Raw genomic sequence first — 19,992 nt, 5'->3', positions numbered from 1 at the left:
TTTTAAAATTTATTCCATTAATTCCAATAATAATGTTAATGCTTTTTGATTATGATTATTAGTGATATTATTTTCAATTTCATTAAATTTACTATTAAGTTGCTGATTAATTGAACGATGACGATTAGCATAAACAAGAGTTAAATGTGATAATTTATGAATAGTAATTTCCATTTTTAATTCAGTATAAAGATGAAAAATTTTATTTTGTAAATCATTAAATTTACTAAAAGAAGAATTATCATAATTTCCATTTTTAAAATTTAAAATAGTATCATTTATTAAATATTGTAAATCACTAAACTTTTCTTTATAAATTTCATTTAAATAATAAAAATTAATATTATTTAAAATATTATCAATTTGTAACATCATTGAATTGATTTTATCAACATAAGTTTTAAATTTAATTTTTGCTTTATTTTGTTCATTCAACAATTTATTATACTCTTTTAAACTATTAAAAACAACAATACTATTTTCAAATAACGCCGCTAATAACATCACTAATGTTTCATAACTAGTATTTTTTATTGATTTTTGATGTTCTATGATTAATAAATTATCAAAATGATTAACAGTAGCAAGTTGTTTATTAATAATAGTTTCTAAGTTAGTTATTTTGCTATTTTCTATCATTTTAGAATTAATTTTATTTGAAAGAGCAATTTCATTTTTAATAGTTTCAAATATTTCATTAAAATTAAAACTCATAACTAAAAATTTTTCATAATTTTGTTTAAAAATATTATAAAATATTTGTTCTTTATCAATTTTATTACTAAAAGTAGCAATTAATTTTAATATTTCTTGAGTGTTAACCTTAGCTTTTTTGTATTGTAAATTATTAATTTGTTTATTAATAAAACTTAACTTTTCATCAACGTTTGCTACTAATTGTTCGTATTGTAAAAGTAAAGTATTATTTATTTTTATCATTTGATATTTATTTTTTAAGGCAGCCATTTTCTGTTTAATTTCATATGTTATAATATAACGAAGTGTTGGTAAATTATCTAAAATTTCTGCCAATGTTACAACAGCAATCGCAATCTCACTTAAAATAGTAATAATTTGACTAACATTAATAGCATTAATATTTGTTTCTAATTCTTTAAACATATCATTAATTATTTTAATAACTTCATCTAATTGTTCTCGATTAAGATCGTTTTGTAAATTAATCTTGATCATTTGATCTTGTAAATAATTAAAATTTTGTTTAAAAAATAATTGATATTCTCGTAATAATTGATCAATACTAATAAAATAATCTATTTCAATTGTTAATAACTGCAACTGATTTTTTAAATTATTACTCTTATTATGCATTCTATACATTAATTTATATCTTTTTCATAATTCTTTATTATTTTGTAATTTTAAAATTTGAATATAATTTTTAAAAACCTTATTTAAATCTTTTTTTAAAAAAAGATTATAACGACTAATTCAAATTCCTAAAATAGAACTATATTGTTCATTTGCTTGTACCATTTGATTAATACGATTTAATCTTTCTTTAATATTAATATTTTGAATATATTGCAAATTTTTATAAACCATAAATTGTTTATTTTTATATGAACTAAAAATTACTAATAAACTTGTTAAAACGATAATAGTAAAAATTAATAAACTAATAATAGTTATTATAATAATTTGTGCACTAGTTAATTTATAAATTTTTATTAACATCAACATAGTTTTATTCTCCTTTCCTTATATTTTAAATATATTAAAAGATATTAATCTTTTATTTTATTATTACTTCTAAAATATTTAATAATATCAACTAAACCTAAAAATAACATTTGTGGTTCATAAATATAAGAAAAATCAAAATAAGATTTTAAAATTGGTACACTACCTCCTGTTAAAATTACAGGTAAACTAATATTTGTTTCATTTTGAACTCTAGCAACTATACTATTAATCATTGCACTAAAACCATAACCATAACCAATTGATAAAGCATGATTAGTATTTTTACCTAACATTGATTGATAATGTTGCATTTCAAAATCGACAAGTAAAGCAGCATTATCAATCAATGCATCTTTGCTTGTACTAAATCCAGGTCCAATAATAACGCCAACCAAAACATCATTAACAACAATACTATAGGTAGTAGCAGTTCCCAAACTAACAACTATCGCATTGTGATACTTAGTATAAGCAGCATATGATAATGCTATCAAATCACTACCTAATTGGCGATTTTCTAAATTAAGTTTTAAAGGTAAAGAACTTAGTAAATTAAAATCAACAATTAACGGTTTTAAATTATATGTAAAAACAATTAATTTTTCTATTATTATTAAAAAATTTGGAACAACACAACTAATAACAGCTTCTTCAAAATGTAATTTTTTATTTAATTTAAATGCTTTTTTCAATTGATCAATTGCAGTTTTACTTTTGGTTTCTATTACTGCTCATTGTTCAATAATTTCACTATCATAAATCATAGCAATCTTAATTAATGTATTACCAATATCTACTAATAACAAACTTTTCATTATTATACTTGTTGAACCATTTCTTTAGTTGAAGCTAATTCATCATATAGTGTACGAACAAGATTATTTAAGTTTTCAACTTGTAAAAACTTACCACTACGAGCTATTGAAACAGAACCATTAGTTTCACTGACAATAACTGATACTGCATCGGTTTGCTCTGATATTCCAATAGCAGCACGATGACGTGAACCAAATTGACTAGATATTTTTTTATTAGTTAGTGGAAAATAAGTAGAGGCACATTCAATACGACCTAAACGAATAATAACTGCACCATCATGCAATGGTGAACCTTTAATAAAAATAGACTGTAATAGTTGTGAAGTAACTTCACCATCAATTTTTACTCCCAAATCAGTATATTCATTTAATGAAACATTTCTTTCAATAGTAATTAGTGCTCCAATTTTTTCTTCTGCTAATTTAATCACTGCTTCTGCTAAAACACTTGCTAACATTCTCTTTTCTGAAGTTGCTAGTAGTTTCATATGAGATTTATTTCTTGTTGTTCATCAAACTTTTTTACCACGAATAAAAGTATTCATAACTATTAAAATAAGAATTGTCATTAATAAAGAAATGGTTATTCCAAATAAAACCGCTATTTCAGCAATAACTGTTCCAATATCTGCTGAAATTACAGTCGAAATAATATTTAACGGTAATACACTCATATTAAATACCACCATTCCTTTATTTTTTGATTCCACTACTTTAATTATAAAGTAAAAAAATTATTTTTGATATTATTAGTATAACAACTTATCATAATTTACAAAATACTCCTTTTAAATTTATTTTTAAAAGGAGTATTAATATTACTAATAATTTTAGATTTTACCTTATATAAGTTTATAAAATTATTATTTGTTAATTATCTTTATTTACTATAAATTTGGTACAGTGTTATGAACATTATTTTTATTTACTACCGATAATGTTGGTAAATTCTCATTTACTTCTGCTTTTATTGAAAAATCGTTATCACTATCTTTACTATTTTCTCTTGAAGATAATTTATTTTGTAATTTTTCAATTAATTTTAGTGAATTTGATAGTTTTTCCTGTAATCATACTGATGCTACTGATATATCTGTGATTGTTACTGTTGCGGATTCTGTTTTTAATTTTTCTAATTTTTCTGATGCATTTGATAATTGTTCTTCTAATTTTTTTAAAGATTCTACTAATTCTTTTAATATTTCATCTTCTCATACTTTTTCTTTTAATGTTTGTAATGTTTGTAATACTTTCAATGCTGTTAATACTTTTGTTTCTAATGTTTTTATATCTTGTAGTTTAATATTTTCTGTCTCATCTTCTAATTTTTCTTTTGCTTTATTTTTTGTCTTACTGGTTTTGATTGATTCTATTCCTTCATATATTATTTTCCCTAACCTAACTAGTGTTTTCAGCAAGATTGCAATTGATTTAGCGTCCATATTTTATTCACCTTTTCTAATTAAATAAAAAAATCTATTGCTTTAAAATTAAAGAAATAGGATTTAAAATAAGCTTGATATTAAGTTTATAAAATTATTGTATTATAGTTTTCTATACTATTATATTTTTATACAAATTAATATCGTTAAATGTTTTTAATATTTAATTCTGAACTATCAAATCAAAAACTAATTAATATTATTTTTAATAATATCTGTTATTTCTTTAACAGCAATATCTAAGTCATCGTTAATAACAATATAATCATATTCATGTTGAACTTTAAATTCTTCTTTTGCTTTATTTAACCTTTTCTCAATAATTGCTTCTGACTCACTAGCACGCATACGAATTCTTTGTTCTAATTCTTGATAAGAAGGAGGCATAATAAAAATACTCATAATATCATTGCGATGTTCATAATTTTTTAAAACTTGACTAGCACCATCAACCTCAATTTCCAAAATAACATTATAACCTTGATTTTGTAAATTTAAAACATAACTCTTACTAGTACCATAGTAATTACCAATAAAATTTGTATATTCTAAAAAATCATTACCTTTAACATGATTTAAAAAAGTTGATACATCAACAAAAAAATAATTAATGCCATCTTGTTCTTTATTACGTGGTTTTCTTGTTGTCATCGAAACTGAATATGCTAAATTTAATGATTTATCAGCAAATAATTTAGCAATAATTGCACCCTTACCAACACCACTTGGTCCAGAAAGAATAATTAATTTTCCTTTTTTTTGTGCCATTTAGATTCTACTTTCTACTTTTCATAAAATTGAATTATTTTAATATATATTTTACCGTATTTTTTATTAGATACTACTTTAAAATGGAAATTTAATTGTAAATTTTCAAGTGGTACATTTGTTTCTAAAACAATTAAAGCATTATTAGCAAGTAAATTATTTTTATAAAAGAAATCAATAATTCACTGTTGACAAGTAATATTTGCAAACGGTGGATCAATAAAAACAATATCACATTGTTGTACTAGTGTTTTACTAAAAATTTGATAATCCAAATTACTTAATTTAACTTGTTCTTGTAAATTACAAGCAAAACAATTTTGATTAATAATATTACAAGCAGCTTTGTTAATATCATTTGCAAAAGCAAATTTTGCCCCTCGTGATAAACTTTCAAGAATTAAATTACCACTTCCAGCAAATAAATCAACAACAATTTTATCTTCAAAACTACAATAATTTAACATAATATTAAAAATATTTTCTTTAATTCGATTTAATGTTGGCCGTGTTGATAAACCATCTAAAGTAATTATTTTTTTTCCTTTTAATTTTCCAGCAATAATTTTCATGTTTTCTCCAAAATTTAGTTTATAATAACTTTATCATTAAATTTGATAAAAGCAAATTAGTTTAATTTATTATTTATTACAAACTGATGAAAGGATCTGCAATGTTAAAGAAATTACAAAACGAAGTACCATCAGCATCTTGAATTACTGAAGATACAAAAGCTAGTTTATTAAAACCTTGTGCTGATGTTATTTTACCCTTAACACCTAAAGATGAAAATATTATGAAACGTATGATTGATTGAGTAAAAGCATCACAAGATAAAGAATTTAATGCTAACAACATTTTAACCGAAGCTATTGGTATTGCTGCACCACAAATTGGAGAAAATATAAAAATGTATTATATTTTATTACCAATTCCTGATAAAAATGAAAAGATTATTTACTATGAACATGCATTAATAAATCCAAAAATCATTGGTAAAAGCGAACAAATAGCTTATTTAAAAAAAGGTGAAAGTTGTTTAAGTGTAACTAATCACCCTCATGAAGGTTTAGTTCCACGTAGTTATAAAATCAATGTTACAGGTTATGACTATTTAAAAAAGAAAAAAGTAACTTTAACTGTTAGAGGTTATGAAGCAATTGTTTTTCAACATGAGCAAGACCATTTAGAAGGAAAACTCTTTTATCATCACATTAATAAGGATAATCCTTGACTTAATGATGATAAATGGATTATGATATAAAGTAGAATGATAAACTTAAGTTTTTAAATTGTTTTATTATAGTTAAATATAATATACCAAATAAGTAATAAGTAAAAACATGATTAAATTCATTACATTTTTTTATGTTATGTTTTATGTTATTTTCTTATAATTTTAAAATGAATGAAGGAGAAAAAATATGAGTGATACATCGACAAAAAATACTATACCAGTTAAAAAGTTCGTCACGAAAATCTTTGCGCTTGGTGGGCTAGAAGAAGTTGGAAAAAATACTTATGTAATTGAACAAGATAATGAAATTATTATTATTGATGCTGGAGTAAAATTTGCTGATGCTTCTATGCCAGGAATTGAAGCAGTAATTCCTGATTATAGCTACCTAAAAGAAAATAAACATAAAATTAAAGGAATATTTATTACTCATGGTCATGAAGATCATATTGGTGGTATACCATACTTATTAAAAGAAATTAGTGATATTCCGGCTATCTACGCTCCTAATTTAGCAGCAGCTTTAATTCGTCATAAAATTAAAGACAAAGGGATAAAATCAAAAATAAAAATAAATATTGTTGATGGTAATAGTAAAATTAAAACTAACAGATTTATTATTAGTTTCTTTGCTGTTAATCATTCAATTCCTGATGCATATGGAATTTGTGTAGAAAATTCAAATGGAACTGTTGTAACAACAGGTGATTATAAATTCGATTGAACACCTTTAGGTCATAAAGCAGATATTGATAAAATGGCACAAATGGGTCAAAAAGGAGTAACATTATTTTTAGCAGATTCAACCAATGCTGAAGTACCCGGTTATACAATGACAGAAATGCTTGTTGTTAAAAGAATTAGTGAAATATTTGCTAAAGCGAAGGGCAGAATTTTAATTTCTACTTTTGCTTCTAATGTACACCGTTTACAACAAATTATTGAAGTTGCAACAAAACATAATAGAAAAGTTATTGTTGTTGGAAGAAGTTTAGAAAGAATAGTTAATGTTATTCGTCAAATGGGACATTTAAAAGTTCGCGATAGTTCATTTATTAAAGCAGAAGAAGCTAAAAAATATGATAATAATCAAATTGTTATTATTTGTACGGGTTCCCAAGGTGAACCAATGGCAGCATTATCAAGAATTGCTAATCGCGAACATGGTCAAATAAAAATTATACCCGGTGATACAGTAATATTCTCTTCATCGGCAATTCCCGGTAACCGTGCTGACGTTGAAAGAGTAGTTAATAAACTAACACGACTTAGTGCGATTGTTGAAGAAAATTCACCATTAAATTGATTACATACTTCTGGTCATGCTTCACAAGAAGAACAAAAACTAATGTTAAATTTAATTAAACCATCATACTTTATGCCAATGCATGGTGATTATAGAATGTTAAAAGTTCATAAAGAAACAGCTGTATCAATTGGAATCCCTGAAGAAAATATATTTATTTGTGCTAACGGTGATCCAATTATTATGGATAATGGTAAATGTTCTTTAAGTGATAAACGCATTGCTGCTGATCCTATTTATGTTGATGGTGGTAAAGATATGTCAGGAGTAACAACTGCTGCAGTAATCCGTGATAGACAAATTCTTTCTAAAGATGGTTTAATTGCAATTGTTGTTTCTATTGATTCACAAAATAATAAATTATTAGCACCACCAACGTTTATTTCTCGCGGTTCTTTCTATGTTCGCGATGCAGCACCTTTAGTATCTGAAGCAATATCATTATTAACAAAATCTATTAATGAAGTATTAAAAAGCGAAAGACCTACTTTTGCCACAATAAAAAATGCTATCAAATCAACATTAGCACCTTATATATTTAAAAAGAAAAGAAGAAACCCTTTAATTATTCCTGTTATATTAAATAAAAAATAGTTTTAAAAACTATTTTTTATTTTTTTGATATATTTTATTAAAATAATTAGCATTGAGTATGATGTTATTATTAAGGGTTAACTATTAATTCTTCTCCTACAAAAATCATAACTTCTCCGATTTTAAATCTAACTGTAATTTTATCATTGGCTATAAAATTACCTGTTGATTTATCATTTTTTGTTACTAATAATTTTAGTGATCCTTTATTTAATAACTTTTGGATTCCAAAGATTGTTTTAACATTATCTTTAGAATTATCTAACATTGAAGTCAAATCACTCTTAATTTGAAATTTACTTACTGATTGGCCTACTTTAAATTCACTTTGAAAATTACTATTAAAATCTGTTTTTTTAATTGGAAAAATATCATGATTAATTACTCCATTTGGACTTGTTTTTGTAACTACTTTATATTTATCAGTTTTTGTAACACCATTTGTAAACATTATATTATATGAACCTTTTACAATATAAAAATCATTTTTCTGTGTTACTGGATTTAAATCAACATTAATATTTGAAATAATAGTAGTTACATTATTTAATTCTGTTTCATTAAAAATAGCATCTTCTAATTTTGTGCCACTATCAATTTTAATATTTAAAACATTTTTTAAAAATTGAAAACTTTCTTCATCTTTAGCTTTTTTATCATTTTTAATCAAATTTATTACCTTAATATTAGTTGTATTGATTTTTCAAGTTACTTGTGATTTATCATTTTCATCAATATTAATAGTAGGCATTAATAATCCTTCACCAGTAGCATTAGTCAATTTTAAACCTTGTGAAACTTTTGCATTTAATAAATTTTCTTCGAAATCTTGATTATCACATGCAATAACTGAGCTTGTGCTAACTGTAGTTAAAGCAACTGCTGACATTAATCTTAATACCGATTTTATAATATTCATATTTTTCTCCTCAATCTTTAAATCTTTTTTACTATACCTATTATATATAATTTTTGTTATATTACATTAATTATTATTTTATTATGATTTGAGTGTTTACTTAAAATTTAATCTGTATAATTAAATGAAAATTACCTTTATATTTGTAAAGTTTGTTTATTATTAATTGTTAAAAAAGTATTATCATCTTCAATTAAATTTATATTATTTTTAAAATAATCAAAAGCATCAATAGCAACTTCATCAACATCATAATAATAATTTATAATGTTAACTCTATTTTTATTAGCATTTTTATCTTTTTTATTTAAAGGTTTAATAAAACAAGATTCTTTTCTTGATAATAAATCAATATTTTTTTCTAAAAATATTTTATCTTCTTCATTTATTTGAACTTTTGATTTAATTGCTAAAGCATTTTCTTTTTTTAGTAACATACAAGCATGATTTCATGCCGAATTCCCCGAACTATCTTTATAATCAATATCAACCGGTCATTTTGTTACTAAATAAGTTACTAATTTTTGTCAATCATTTAATACTGCTATATGCAATAATGAATAATTTTCCTCTTCAAATTTTAGACTATTAATAAATTCTTTTTTAAAAAAAAGATTTAGTTGTCCATCAATATTTTTGGTTTTTTTATTAATATAATCTTCATAATTTTGCAATATTTTAATAAATTTTCTTTCTATTTTTTTTGAATAAATTCTTTCTTTATTTTTAATAAAAATAATATTCATTTTATTTATCATTTTTTTAACATTTAATAAATTTTCTCTTTTTAAACTATTTACTTCAATAATTATCTTTTTTATCTGTCAATGATTATATTTGGTTGCAAATAATAAAGCAGTATTGCCATTTACATCTACATCATCAATATTAGCATTATGTGCTAATAAAGTTTTAACTATATCCAAATGTCCATTTTTAGCAGCAACAATTAAAGCGGTTTCTTCAATTATATTTTCATGATTAACATTAGCGCCATTTTTGATTAAAGTATTAACTACTTCCAAATGACCTTTTTCAGCAGCTCACATTAAAGCACTCAAACCATCAATAGTTACATGATTAACATTAGCGCCATTTTTGATTAAAGTATTAACTACTTCTAAATGACCTCTACCAGCTGCAGCAATTAAAGCACTCAAACCATCAATAGTTACATGATTAACATTAGCGCCATTTTTGATTAAAGTATTAACTACTTCTAAATGACCTCTACCAGCTGCAGGAATTAAAGCAGTATAACCACAAATTTTTGTTATAGAATAAACATTTGCACCTTTATTTAATAACAAATTAACTACTTCTAAATGACCATTCCTCGCAGCCCACATTAAAGGCGTATCACCATTTTCATTTATACAATTAACATTAGCTCCCAATTCTAATAAAGTTCTGACTATTTCTAAATGACCATTCCTCGCAGCCCACATTAAAGGCGTATAACCAAACATATTTTTTCTATTAACATTAGGATAATTTGTTAATAAGGCATTAGCTATTTCTAAATAATTAGATTTAATTGCTAATATTAAAGCAGTATTACCATTTATAGAGACATGATTAATATTAGCGCCATTTGCTAGTAAATCATTAACTATTTCTGTATATCCATTTTTAGCAGCCACTAACAAAGCAGTTTCGCCATATCGATTTTCATGATTAACATTAACATTAAGTGTTAATAAAGTTTTAACTATTTCCAAATTTCCATTTTCAGTACTTAAAATTAAAGCAGTATTAACAAATTGATCCTCACAACTAACATTAGCATTATGTTCTAATAACAGATTAACTATTTTTGTATAATCTTTTTTAGCAGCTAAGATTAAAGCAGTATTACCATTTACAGATATGTAATTAATATTAGCATTATGTTCTAATAAAACATTAACTATTTCTAGATAACCTTTTTCAGCGGCCCACATTAAAGGCGTATAACCAGTTCTATCAATATAATCAATATTAATATCATATTTTAATATTTTATTAACTACATCTAACTTTTTATTTTTAATAGCTTCTATCATTTTTGCTTCTTTGTTATTAATATTTATATTTATTCCAAATATTTCTCTAACTCACTCAAACATATTCTTTTCCTTTCATTGTTTTTTTAAAAACAATGTATTTAAAATATTATTCTTTAAAATTTACCTTCATTATATATTTTTTTTCTCCATTTTACAATAGACATATTCCGTAATTATTTTTTTGAAAAATCAAGTAATAATTTTATAATTTATTTTATTAATGAATTAATAAGGTGTTGATAAATATGGCTTTTGAAAATTTAAAAAAATTAAAAAATGATAAATTTTATAGATATTTTGGTATAAAACATTTTCATTTTAATGAAATGTTAGAAAAATTAATTGAAATAGAAAAATTAGAAAAAACTAAAGGTCGAAAAAATAAACTTTCAGTTGAAGAAAGATTGATGATGACACTTGAATATTGAAAAGAATATTATACTTTTTTTCAAATGAGTATTAAATATAAAATGAGTCCTTCAAGCTGTTTTCGAAATATTACTTGAGTTGAAAATAAACTTAGTAATGATAGAGATTATCAATTTTTAAAAGAAAAATATAAATCAAAAAATGATAAAAAACAAGAAAATTTAAATGAATTTCAATTTTATTTAATTGATTCAACTGAGATTGAAATTGAAAGACCAACTAAAAAAAACTACAGTTAGAATATTTTTCTGGTAAAAGTTGAATGTATTCTATAAAATTTCAAATTGTATATGATTTTTTTAATAAAAATATTGTTGATATTTTTGCTGATAATGGCAAAGTGCATGATTTTCAAATATTAAAAAATTCAAATCTTGTATTTTCTAAAAATACAATAATTATTGGTGATTTAGGATATCAAGGTATACAAAATATTTATGAAAATACAATAATACCAATTAAAAAAAGTAAAAATAAAAAATTAACTAAACAAGAAAGAAAATATAATAAGATTGTATCTAAAATTAGAATCAAAGTTGAACATGTTTTTGCTTGATTAAAAAGATTCAAAATTTTAGTAAATAAATGTAGAAAAAGTAAATTTAGACTTATGTACTTAAGATTTAACTTACTTTGTAAAATTTTTAATAAAATAAAACCATTAAAATAAAAAAAATCAAAAATATATTTTTTAAAATTGAAATTATTATCAAGTTAATATAAAAATATTATTAACATTTTTTTGTTTTCGAAATAGAAACTTATTTTTAAACTATTTTTTCGGAAAATATTAACTTTTATAATTAATAACACTAAAAAATTTATAAAAAGTATTATTGACAATTGATTAAATTTAATTATGGAATATGTCTAATGTTTAATACCAGCGTGTCATTATTTAGTGATAATTTCCTATTAGTTATCGAGTAAAAATTTCCCAAAAGTGAAGTTAAATATACTTGGTGATAAAAATGGAAAGAAGCATGACTATGAAAGAAAAATATAAGTACAAAATTATAAATGATATTATTATTAATAAATTATCTAAACATCAAGCCAAGAATAAACTTAATCTAACTATTAGAAGAATTAACCAATTAATTCAAATTTTTAATAGAGAAGGTAAAGTTGGTTTTATTCATAAATCTCGCAATACAATTTCTAATAAGGCAACAAATTTTGAAATCAAAATTAAGATTATCAACTTGTATAAAACAAAATATTATAATTTTAATTTTCAACATTTTCATGAGAAATTAATGAATGAAGAAAAAATTAAAATTTCATATAGCACACTTTATACTATATTAATCAAAGAAAAAATTACTTCACCAAAAAGACATAAAAATAAAAAAAATAACTTACATCCAACAAGAAATCGAAGAACAAATTTTGGTGAATTAATTCAAATGGATGCAAGTAATCATCATTGATTTGGTAACGATAAACCAAAATCATTTTTACATGCTGCAATTGATGATGCTACAGGAAATATTGTTGGACTATGATTTGATCATCAAGAAACATTAGATGGTTATTATAATGTTTTTTATCAAATTTTAACTAATTATGGCATACCAAAAACATTTTATACTGATAATAGAACAGTTTTTGGATATAAGAAAAAAATTGATTCAGGTAAAATAAACACAGAAAATGACACTTATACTCAATTCCAAAAATGCTGTAATGATTTGGGTGTTGAAATAATTAGAACTTCAATTCCACAAGCTAAAGGTAGAATTGAACGTTTATTTGGAACACTTCAAAGTCGATTAATTAGTGAATTACGACTTAATAAAATTAAAACATTAGATGAAGCTAATCAATTTCTCAAAATGTACATAAACGTTTTTAATAAACAGTTTGCCTTTCCTATTGATGATAATAAATCTGCTATGGTTAAAGCTCCTACACAAGAAGAAATAAATATTTATCTTTCAAGATTTTCTAAAAGAAAAACAGATAGTGGTTCAACTATAACATATTATGGTAAAAAATATTTTCCTTATAAAAATAACAAAGTTCAATACATACAATCTCGAATTGATGTAATTGTACTTAAATCGTTTATTAATGAATTATATCTTAGTTACAATAATCAAATATATGAACTAAAAGAAATAGCACTAAAACCAATTATTAAAGACAACTTGATAAAAACTAAAAAAGTTTATATACCCAATAAAAATCATCCTTGAAGATATGGATATCAATAATTCCTAATTAAAGTTATATAAGATTTACATTTTTTGAATACTAAACCATATAAATTTTTAAAATGTTTGTATATGAGCAAATTTGGTGCTTTAAAATTGATTTTAAAGATATAAAGAGATTACAAATTCAATATCTTCCTCTTTTACATTTTTTTGTGATTTTCTACTAGAACTTTGACTTTTGCTTGTTGAAGCTTCACTGTTTACTTTTGATTTGTCTTTTTGAAATCCAAGAGCATTAGTAACTCTTTTTTTATTTTTTTCTAGTATTTTATAAAATACTAGAAAAAAAGAACTTTCATTGTTAATTGAAAAAATTTAGGCAAAAAAAGCACGATTATTATATCCACTAGTTGAAGGTTGATTTGTCAACTCCATTGAATTTATTTATTCTTTTTCAAATTCTTTTAATAAGTTTTTTTTATTGTTATTTATTTTACAATTATAAATACAATAACCAATAATAATTGATGTTGTAATTAATCCATAACCAATAAAACCTGTTGTTGGTCAAAAATAATCTGACTCATAAAAATTAGTTAAATAATTTTTAATATTTGTTCATATATCTTTTTTTGTTTCAAAAAGTTCAGTACTAGTATTATTAGCATTATTAGTTTGATTATTGAAATTTGTCATTTCAGTTGTTGTTATTTTATTGAATATTTTTGATACAGGAGTTGAGATTACCGATGGTAAAGTAGTTATGTTATTAATAATTACCGATAGCATACTATCATTTCATGAATTGGTCTCCATATAAACTATCCTTTCAAAATAAAAACCTATTTGTTTAAAAATAAAACAATGGGTTAAAAACTATATTTAGTTTTTAACAATATTATAATTAATAAATTTTTAAATATTAAATATTTCTATATTATAAAAAATAGAAACTAAAATTTTCAGGATTATTTAAAATTTGTGTATTTTACTGAAATAGTTTAAATTTCCCAAAATAATTTAGTTTTTTTGATAAGTATTTTGGGAAATTTTCACTCGATATTGACATGTTTAATACCAGCGTCCAAAAATATTTCAGAACAAACTTTATAACCCAAATTTTTATAAAAATTTAGTGCTTGAATTTGGGCATAAAGAGATATAACTTTAAATTGATTTTTAATTGCAACTTTTTCCATAAATTCCATTAATTTTTTACCAATACCCAATTTACGATATTCTTGCAATATACACACTCTTTCAATCTTTACAATATCTTCAACTTTTCGCATTCTACTAGTAGCTATTGGTTTATTATTATCATCAAAAACTAAAAAGTGAATCGATACATCTTCAAATTGATCAATTTCTTCTTCAAAAGGAACCTTTTGCTCATTAACAAAAACTTTTTTTCTAATCAAAAATGCTTGTTCTAACATTTCAATATTATTAACTATTTCAATTTTCATGTTTTCTCCTTAAATATAAATAATATTTTAAATTAATTATATAATTAATTTTTAAATTTAATTTAACAATTAGTAAATTTTACCAATTAATAAGTGAATTTTTAATTAGTGCTATAATTTAAGTAAGCGATTTTAAAAAATATTTTTTTTGGGGGAGGGAATAAATTTTGGAAGTACAAAAAATTCAATTTAAAAAATTACGACCGCATAATTTTTTGGGAGGGCAATATTTTGTTTTATTATTTTTTTGAATAATATTTATTACATTACTAATTACTGCATTAGTGTTATTTCTAAATGAAAGAACAAGAATTGATAAAGAAAATAATGTTAAAGAACTACTAGAACAAATTGCTAACGCAAAACAAGAAAGTGACAAAACTCCTTTCTATAAAAAATTAATGGCTATTTATTATCCATTAATTGATTTTTCATTAATGTCATTTATTTTTACTCAACATGATGATGCACCAATAAGTGACTGAGGAAGTGCATGAACACAACGTTTAAATAGTATTAATACTGCTTATTCATATATCTTTATTACAATTTTAATCGCTTTAATTGCTTTACTTTTTTATATTATTATAATCATTAAACTTTATCGTCGTCGAGCATTTCAAAGAAAATATGGTTTAACAACTCAATTTGCAAATGATTATCCAATTTATGATATTAAAATGTATCTAGGTTTTACAGTTAATTTAGCTATTGTTTTTAGTTTTTTCAATTTTCTAACAACTATCATTGTATTAATTTATGGTATTATCTTGGTATTAACTTCTTATTTCTTTTGATATATTTTAAAAATTAAAACAGAAATATTAATTATGCATAAATGATGAAAAACACCAAACTTTGCTTTATTTTTATCTGTTATTTTATTCCAAAATGGTTATACTTTATTAAAATCAATATTTGCTCAAAAGTTTAATGTTAACTTAGACTTAATTTTATCAATTATTTTACCAATTGGAACAATTACCATCTTTATTACCTTATTAATCAAAAATATGCTTAATTCACAAGTTACAGCAGTAAAAAATGCTATTAAAACAATTGGTGCTAAAATTAGTGCTTTTCAAATTTTCTATTATACACAAAAAGAAAAATCTTTAGAAGACTACATGTTTGTTAGTCAGTTGCCAACACTTGTTCGTATACCATTACAAAATAATAGCATTAACACCAAACAAGCAGTAATGCTAATGGCAACTATTGATGAAACAATAATATTTTTTAAAAAACACTTTCATAAACCAAAAGAATTAAACTATATGCTTTTTCACTTATTTAATAGAATAACTGATATTGAAGAAATTGAAGAAATCAAAAATAATATTCTTAAAATAGAAAAAAATAATTAATCAAAATTTAACAAAAAAGTTTTAAAAATAGTTAATACCATAGAAAATAATAAAATTTGTTATAATTGAATAGAGTAATTATGATATGAGGAAAGGAAGTTATATACATGTGACCATTTAAAAAAAGGGATAAAACCGGAGAAGCAAAAGATCAAAAAAAATGTGATGGTTGTGGGAAAATGAAAAGTTCATCTGAATGTACTAAAGCAGCAGATGGTAAATGTTTGTGTAAAGATTGTGCTAAATAAATATATTAAATAAGTGTGTCATTAACACACTTATTTAATATATTTAGAAAGGAAGGATATAATGAAATGATTCAATAAAAAAAACAAAAAAACTGATGATGAACCTTTAACAAAAACCGTAAAATGTTTTGATTGCGGAATGATGTTTGAACCTTTTGACATTCTTGATACAAAAGAAGGGAAATCTTTATGTAAAAAATGTTTCATTAAAGAAGAAGAAAAATAAATTAATGATGTGTTTAGCAAAACACATTTTTTATTATTTAAAATAAAATAAATAACTATTTTCACAATATTTTATTATAATTACTATGATAAATTAAATTAATTAAAAGGAGAAAAAATGAACATTTTTATAGAAATATTGGGGTATCTTGCAGCCATTTGTATTCCTTTGGCATTCTTACCACAAACTATTAAACTAATTAAAACAAGAAATACTTCAGGTATTTCTATTTTTTCATATAGTATCTATCAACTGGGAGGTCTTACTTTTTTAATATTTGGCATACTTCGTAATGATATTCCCATGATTACTTGTCAAACTATTACTGCTATACTAAATTTCATAATAATTGGGATTATTGTTAACAATTTAATTAAACAAAAAAATAAGGAGGAAAAAAATGTCTAATATTGCAATTGATATTATTGGATATATAGGTGCCTTTTTTATTTCGGTTGCCTTTTTACCACAAACTATTAAACTAATTAAAACTAAAAACACAAAAGGTTTATCGTTAATTTCTTATAGCATATATCAAATAGGATTAACTTCATTCATAATTTATGCTAGTTTAATTAAAAACATTCCCTTACTAGCAGCAAATGCCTTTGGCACAGTTATTAATATCATATTATTAACATTAATAATTTATAATTTATATTATAATAATAAAGATAAAAAGAACAATTTAACTTCCAAAAAATAAAATTTTTATTAACATAATACTTGCACAAGAATGGAGAAAAAAATGGAACATATTAATCTATTAGGAACTTTTATTTTTATTATCATTGGTTATTTAATTGGCTCAATCTCACCTTCAATTATTATTAGTAAAATAAAATTTAAAACCGATGTTAGAGATTATTACTCTAAAAATGCTGGTGCTACTAATTCAACACGAGTTATGGGTGGTAAATGAGGAGCTATTATTTTAATTATTGATGGTTTTAAGCCCGCTATTCCTATTTTAATTGCATACGGTTTAACCTTTATCAATATTACTAATCCTAATTATGAAACAATGTTTAAACAAGCATATATTTATCCAACTGGTCTTGCTGCAATTATTGGTCACTGTTGACCACTATTTTATGGTTTTCGTGGTGGTAAAGGAGCTGCATCTTCATTAGGAGTACTATTAATGATTAATCCTATTTATTGCGTTATCACAATTGCTAGTTGATGATTTATTTTATATTTAAGTAGAATGTCATCTTTATCTTCAATGTTAATGATGATACTTGCTTTTATCTTATCATGAATACCAAATATGCCACTGCATGCTTTTCTTTCCCAACAAGACGCTCAATACTATATTGTTAATATAATTATGGCTCTAATTTGAATATTAATTATTATTCGTCATTGAGATAATTGTAAAAGAATTCTTAATCATACTGAACGTAAAGTGACTATTTTTGATAAAAAAAATAAAAAAGCAAATGAAGAAAAAAAATAAAAAATCATCTCTTTATACAAAATTAATAAAAATATTTTTTTAAAAAATGCTTGTTTTATGTTTAAAATTAATGTACTATTATAACGGTGTTGACTTAACATTGTTAATATTCTCTCCGATATTAGCTTTGCTTAAGCCGAATTATATTTAAAGGAGAGTTGTCAAATATGGAACAAATTAAACAAGATGAATTGATTAAAAAATTTCGCTTAAATGCCAAAGATACTGGTTCTTCTGCAGTTCAAATTATTAATTTAACAAAAAGAATTTTAGAATTAACAGCCCATCTACAAGTACAAAAAAAAGATATTACTGCAAAACGAAGTTTGTTAAAAATGGTAGCAAGCAGAAAACGCTTCTTAAAATACTTTAAAAAACAAGATGTTGCTACATACAATAAATTATTAACAGCACTATCACTAAAAGATAACTAATATTAAATCAGTATTTACTTATTAATACTGATTTTTTTTATATACATCTAAATAATATTAAACATAGAAATAAATTTACAAATGATTTAAACGATAATAAAATTAATACTAAAAGTGTTATAATATAATTATTAATTATTATATGTTTCTAACCCATTTATTTTTTACTAAAATAAATGGGTTTTTAATTTCAAAAAGGAGGAACAAAATAATGAATGATAAAGATATTAATGGTGAAAAAATAATATCAGTTATTTTAAATTCTGTCACTTCATATCAAAATATTACATATTTTAATTATTGGGATTATATAATTAAAGAAGAAAAAATTAGTTCTGAAATAAAAAAAGAGATCAATAATTTAATAGAAAAAAATGCTAATCTAAATTATACAAACGAAAATGGTGATAGTCCTTTAATAGTAGCAAGTCACTATTATCAACTTATAGATTCCATTAAAATTTTAATAGAAAATGGCGCTAATATCAACCACGCAAACCAAAATGGTGATACAGCCTTGCATTTAGCTGCTAAAAATGGACTAGCACAAATAGTTAATACTTTACTAATAAATAATGCAAATATTCATTTCATAAATCAAAATGGTGATACGGCTTTGACAATCATTATTAATGATAGTTTATTTTATGATAAAAACATAACAAATATATTAGAAAACATATTTTATCAAGAATATGAAGAATATATTACAAATAAGGCGAAAGTAGAAATTATTAAATACAGGCCAGAATTTTCAAATAACTCATTATTTCATGATATTAAAGATAATATATTAATACATTTAAATACAAATAATTCAGTAAAAAATATAAAAGAAAATTTAATATTAATTGGATTAAAAATCGATAAGAAAAAAATTTTAAAAATTGAACAAAGAATAAAGAAAATATTTAAATGTAACATTAATAAATTAAATACTAATCAAGAAAAAGAAAAAAAATGACAGAAAAAAATTAAACAAGAATTAAAAGAAGAAAATTATCCACAAAATAAGCCATCAACAAGCGGATATATAAAACATTAAATTTATCACAAATATAATGAATAAAAATAGTTACCATTATGGTAACTATTTTACAATTTATATTTAATAAAAATTATCGTTTTTTAGTAGTACTTTGTTGACGTTTCATTGCTTGCATTACTGATTTAATTTGAGATTCAGTAGGTTTACGCCCCATTTGTAAATACATTGCACGAATCATATTTTCATTAATAGGAGGATTTTTCTGTAATTGTTTTTCGAAAATCTTCTTAGTAACAATAAAACCAACTAATCCACCAATTAACGCACTAGCAATGCCAATGATTAATACTGCTCACCAAACCATCATT

Annotated in this window: 24 protein-coding genes; 13 read left to right on the top strand and 11 right to left on the bottom strand. The window is 22.9% G+C overall.

Annotation, left to right across the window (positions count from 1 at the left end; all coding sequences use genetic code 4):
• Positions 1 to 9: 9 nt before the first annotated feature.
• The 6 genes from AACK96_RS02100 to AACK96_RS02075 all read right to left on the bottom strand — a co-directional run bounded on the left by AACK96_RS02100 (position 10) and on the right by AACK96_RS02075 (position 5,307).
• Positions 10 to 1,704: a hypothetical protein gene (locus AACK96_RS02100; RefSeq protein ID WP_338974755.1), complete on the bottom strand. Its 1,695-nt coding sequence runs from the start codon at positions 1,702 to 1,704 to the stop codon at positions 10 to 12.
• A 44-nt stretch (positions 1,705 to 1,748) separates the two neighbouring features.
• Complete coding sequence (locus AACK96_RS02095) at positions 1,749 to 2,522, bottom strand: type III pantothenate kinase (RefSeq protein WP_338974753.1); 774 nt, start codon at positions 2,520 to 2,522, stop codon at positions 1,749 to 1,751.
• Positions 2,523 to 2,524: 2 nt separating this feature from the next.
• Entirely contained in the window at positions 2,525 to 3,199 is a 675-nt protein-coding gene (locus AACK96_RS02090) for a diadenylate cyclase (protein WP_252320291.1), read from the bottom strand.
• A gap of 213 nt (positions 3,200 to 3,412) precedes the next feature.
• On the bottom strand, positions 3,413 to 3,967 hold the full coding sequence (locus AACK96_RS02085) for a hypothetical protein (protein WP_338974751.1): 555 nt from the start codon (positions 3,965 to 3,967) through the stop codon (positions 3,413 to 3,415).
• A gap of 189 nt (positions 3,968 to 4,156) precedes the next feature.
• Positions 4,157 to 4,735, bottom strand: a complete 579-nt coding sequence (gene gmk, locus AACK96_RS02080) for a guanylate kinase (RefSeq protein WP_338957663.1) — start codon at positions 4,733 to 4,735, stop codon at positions 4,157 to 4,159.
• A 14-nt stretch (positions 4,736 to 4,749) separates the two neighbouring features.
• Positions 4,750 to 5,307, bottom strand: a complete 558-nt coding sequence (locus AACK96_RS02075; RefSeq protein ID WP_338957664.1) for an RsmD family RNA methyltransferase — start codon at positions 5,305 to 5,307, stop codon at positions 4,750 to 4,752.
• A gap of 101 nt (positions 5,308 to 5,408) precedes the next feature.
• On the opposite strand from AACK96_RS02075, the gene def reads away from it, so the two are divergent.
• Complete coding sequence (def, locus tag AACK96_RS02070; protein ID WP_338974750.1) at positions 5,409 to 5,999, top strand: peptide deformylase; 591 nt, start codon at positions 5,409 to 5,411, stop codon at positions 5,997 to 5,999.
• 160 nt (positions 6,000 to 6,159) lie between these two features.
• The gene (locus tag AACK96_RS02065) at positions 6,160 to 7,872 is read left to right on the top strand and encodes a ribonuclease J (protein ID WP_338974748.1); all 1,713 of its coding nucleotides are present in this window, start codon (positions 6,160 to 6,162) and stop codon (positions 7,870 to 7,872) included.
• A 70-nt stretch (positions 7,873 to 7,942) separates the two neighbouring features.
• On the opposite strand, the gene AACK96_RS02060 is transcribed toward AACK96_RS02065, so the two are convergent.
• Together AACK96_RS02060 and AACK96_RS02055 are read right to left on the bottom strand one after the other, a co-directional pair.
• The gene (locus AACK96_RS02060) at positions 7,943 to 8,791 is read right to left on the bottom strand and encodes a hypothetical protein (RefSeq protein ID WP_338974746.1); all 849 of its coding nucleotides are present in this window, start codon (positions 8,789 to 8,791) and stop codon (positions 7,943 to 7,945) included.
• 137 nt (positions 8,792 to 8,928) lie between these two features.
• Entirely contained in the window at positions 8,929 to 10,899 is a 1,971-nt protein-coding gene (locus tag AACK96_RS02055) for an ankyrin repeat domain-containing protein (RefSeq protein WP_338974745.1), read from the bottom strand.
• Positions 10,900 to 11,084: 185 nt separating this feature from the next.
• Between AACK96_RS02055 and AACK96_RS02050 the strand changes: the two genes are divergently transcribed.
• From AACK96_RS02050 to AACK96_RS02040, 3 genes are all read left to right on the top strand, one after another.
• Entirely contained in the window at positions 11,085 to 11,507 is a 423-nt protein-coding gene (locus AACK96_RS02050) for a transposase family protein (RefSeq protein WP_338973316.1), read from the top strand.
• Positions 11,508 to 11,530: 23 nt separating this feature from the next.
• On the top strand, positions 11,531 to 11,938 hold the full coding sequence (locus AACK96_RS02045) for a transposase family protein (protein WP_338973314.1): 408 nt from the start codon (positions 11,531 to 11,533) through the stop codon (positions 11,936 to 11,938).
• Between the two features lie 301 nt (positions 11,939 to 12,239).
• Positions 12,240 to 13,487, top strand: coding sequence for an ISNCY family transposase (locus AACK96_RS02040; RefSeq protein WP_338973446.1), 1,248 nt, complete (start codon positions 12,240 to 12,242; stop codon positions 13,485 to 13,487).
• Positions 13,488 to 13,874: 387 nt separating this feature from the next.
• On the opposite strand, the gene AACK96_RS02035 is transcribed toward AACK96_RS02040, so the two are convergent.
• Both AACK96_RS02035 and AACK96_RS02030 read right to left on the bottom strand, forming a co-directional pair.
• Positions 13,875 to 14,219: a hypothetical protein gene (locus AACK96_RS02035; RefSeq protein WP_338974743.1), complete on the bottom strand. Its 345-nt coding sequence runs from the start codon at positions 14,217 to 14,219 to the stop codon at positions 13,875 to 13,877.
• Between the two features lie 212 nt (positions 14,220 to 14,431).
• Positions 14,432 to 14,899, bottom strand: coding sequence for a GNAT family N-acetyltransferase (locus tag AACK96_RS02030; RefSeq protein WP_338974741.1), 468 nt, complete (start codon positions 14,897 to 14,899; stop codon positions 14,432 to 14,434).
• Between the two features lie 167 nt (positions 14,900 to 15,066).
• Between AACK96_RS02030 and AACK96_RS02025 the strand changes: the two genes are divergently transcribed.
• The 8 genes from AACK96_RS02025 to AACK96_RS01995 all read left to right on the top strand — a co-directional run bounded on the left by AACK96_RS02025 (position 15,067) and on the right by AACK96_RS01995 (position 19,681).
• Positions 15,067 to 16,266, top strand: coding sequence for a hypothetical protein (locus tag AACK96_RS02025; RefSeq protein ID WP_281748107.1), 1,200 nt, complete (start codon positions 15,067 to 15,069; stop codon positions 16,264 to 16,266).
• Positions 16,267 to 16,373: 107 nt separating this feature from the next.
• The gene (locus tag AACK96_RS02020; protein ID WP_338974739.1) at positions 16,374 to 16,514 is read left to right on the top strand and encodes a hypothetical protein; all 141 of its coding nucleotides are present in this window, start codon (positions 16,374 to 16,376) and stop codon (positions 16,512 to 16,514) included.
• A gap of 61 nt (positions 16,515 to 16,575) precedes the next feature.
• Positions 16,576 to 16,740 (top strand): hypothetical protein, encoded by a 165-nt coding sequence (locus AACK96_RS02015; RefSeq protein ID WP_338974737.1) that lies wholly within the window; start codon positions 16,576 to 16,578, stop codon positions 16,738 to 16,740.
• A 117-nt stretch (positions 16,741 to 16,857) separates the two neighbouring features.
• The gene (locus AACK96_RS08410; protein WP_422397326.1) at positions 16,858 to 17,148 is read left to right on the top strand and encodes a SemiSWEET family sugar transporter; all 291 of its coding nucleotides are present in this window, start codon (positions 16,858 to 16,860) and stop codon (positions 17,146 to 17,148) included.
• Positions 17,141 to 17,446, top strand: coding sequence for a SemiSWEET family sugar transporter (locus AACK96_RS02010; protein WP_281748102.1), 306 nt, complete (start codon positions 17,141 to 17,143; stop codon positions 17,444 to 17,446). Before AACK96_RS08410 ends, AACK96_RS02010 begins: the two co-directional genes overlap by 8 nt.
• A 42-nt stretch (positions 17,447 to 17,488) precedes the next feature.
• Complete coding sequence (gene plsY, locus AACK96_RS02005; protein ID WP_338974735.1) at positions 17,489 to 18,202, top strand: glycerol-3-phosphate 1-O-acyltransferase PlsY; 714 nt, start codon at positions 17,489 to 17,491, stop codon at positions 18,200 to 18,202.
• Positions 18,203 to 18,369: 167 nt separating this feature from the next.
• Positions 18,370 to 18,636 (top strand): 30S ribosomal protein S15, encoded by a 267-nt coding sequence (gene rpsO / locus AACK96_RS02000; RefSeq protein WP_252319942.1) that lies wholly within the window; start codon positions 18,370 to 18,372, stop codon positions 18,634 to 18,636.
• 211 nt (positions 18,637 to 18,847) lie between these two features.
• Positions 18,848 to 19,681, top strand: coding sequence for an ankyrin repeat domain-containing protein (locus AACK96_RS01995; RefSeq protein WP_338974733.1), 834 nt, complete (start codon positions 18,848 to 18,850; stop codon positions 19,679 to 19,681).
• A gap of 73 nt (positions 19,682 to 19,754) precedes the next feature.
• Here AACK96_RS01995 and AACK96_RS01990 read toward each other — a convergent pair whose 3' ends face one another.
• Positions 19,755 to 19,991 carry a YneF family protein gene (locus tag AACK96_RS01990; protein ID WP_252319938.1) on the bottom strand — a complete coding sequence of 79 codons (237 nt, stop codon included), beginning with the start codon at positions 19,989 to 19,991 and terminating at the stop codon, positions 19,755 to 19,757.
• Position 19,992 lies beyond the last annotated feature (1 nt).

The organism is Spiroplasma endosymbiont of Tricholauxania praeusta (genome assembly GCF_964019535.1).
GTDB lineage: Bacteria > Bacillota_I > Bacilli_A > Mycoplasmatales > VBWQ01 > Spiroplasma_E > Spiroplasma_E ixodetis_A.
Note: the sequence above shows the minus strand (reverse complement) of the source record. Positions and strands in the feature narration are given on the sequence as shown.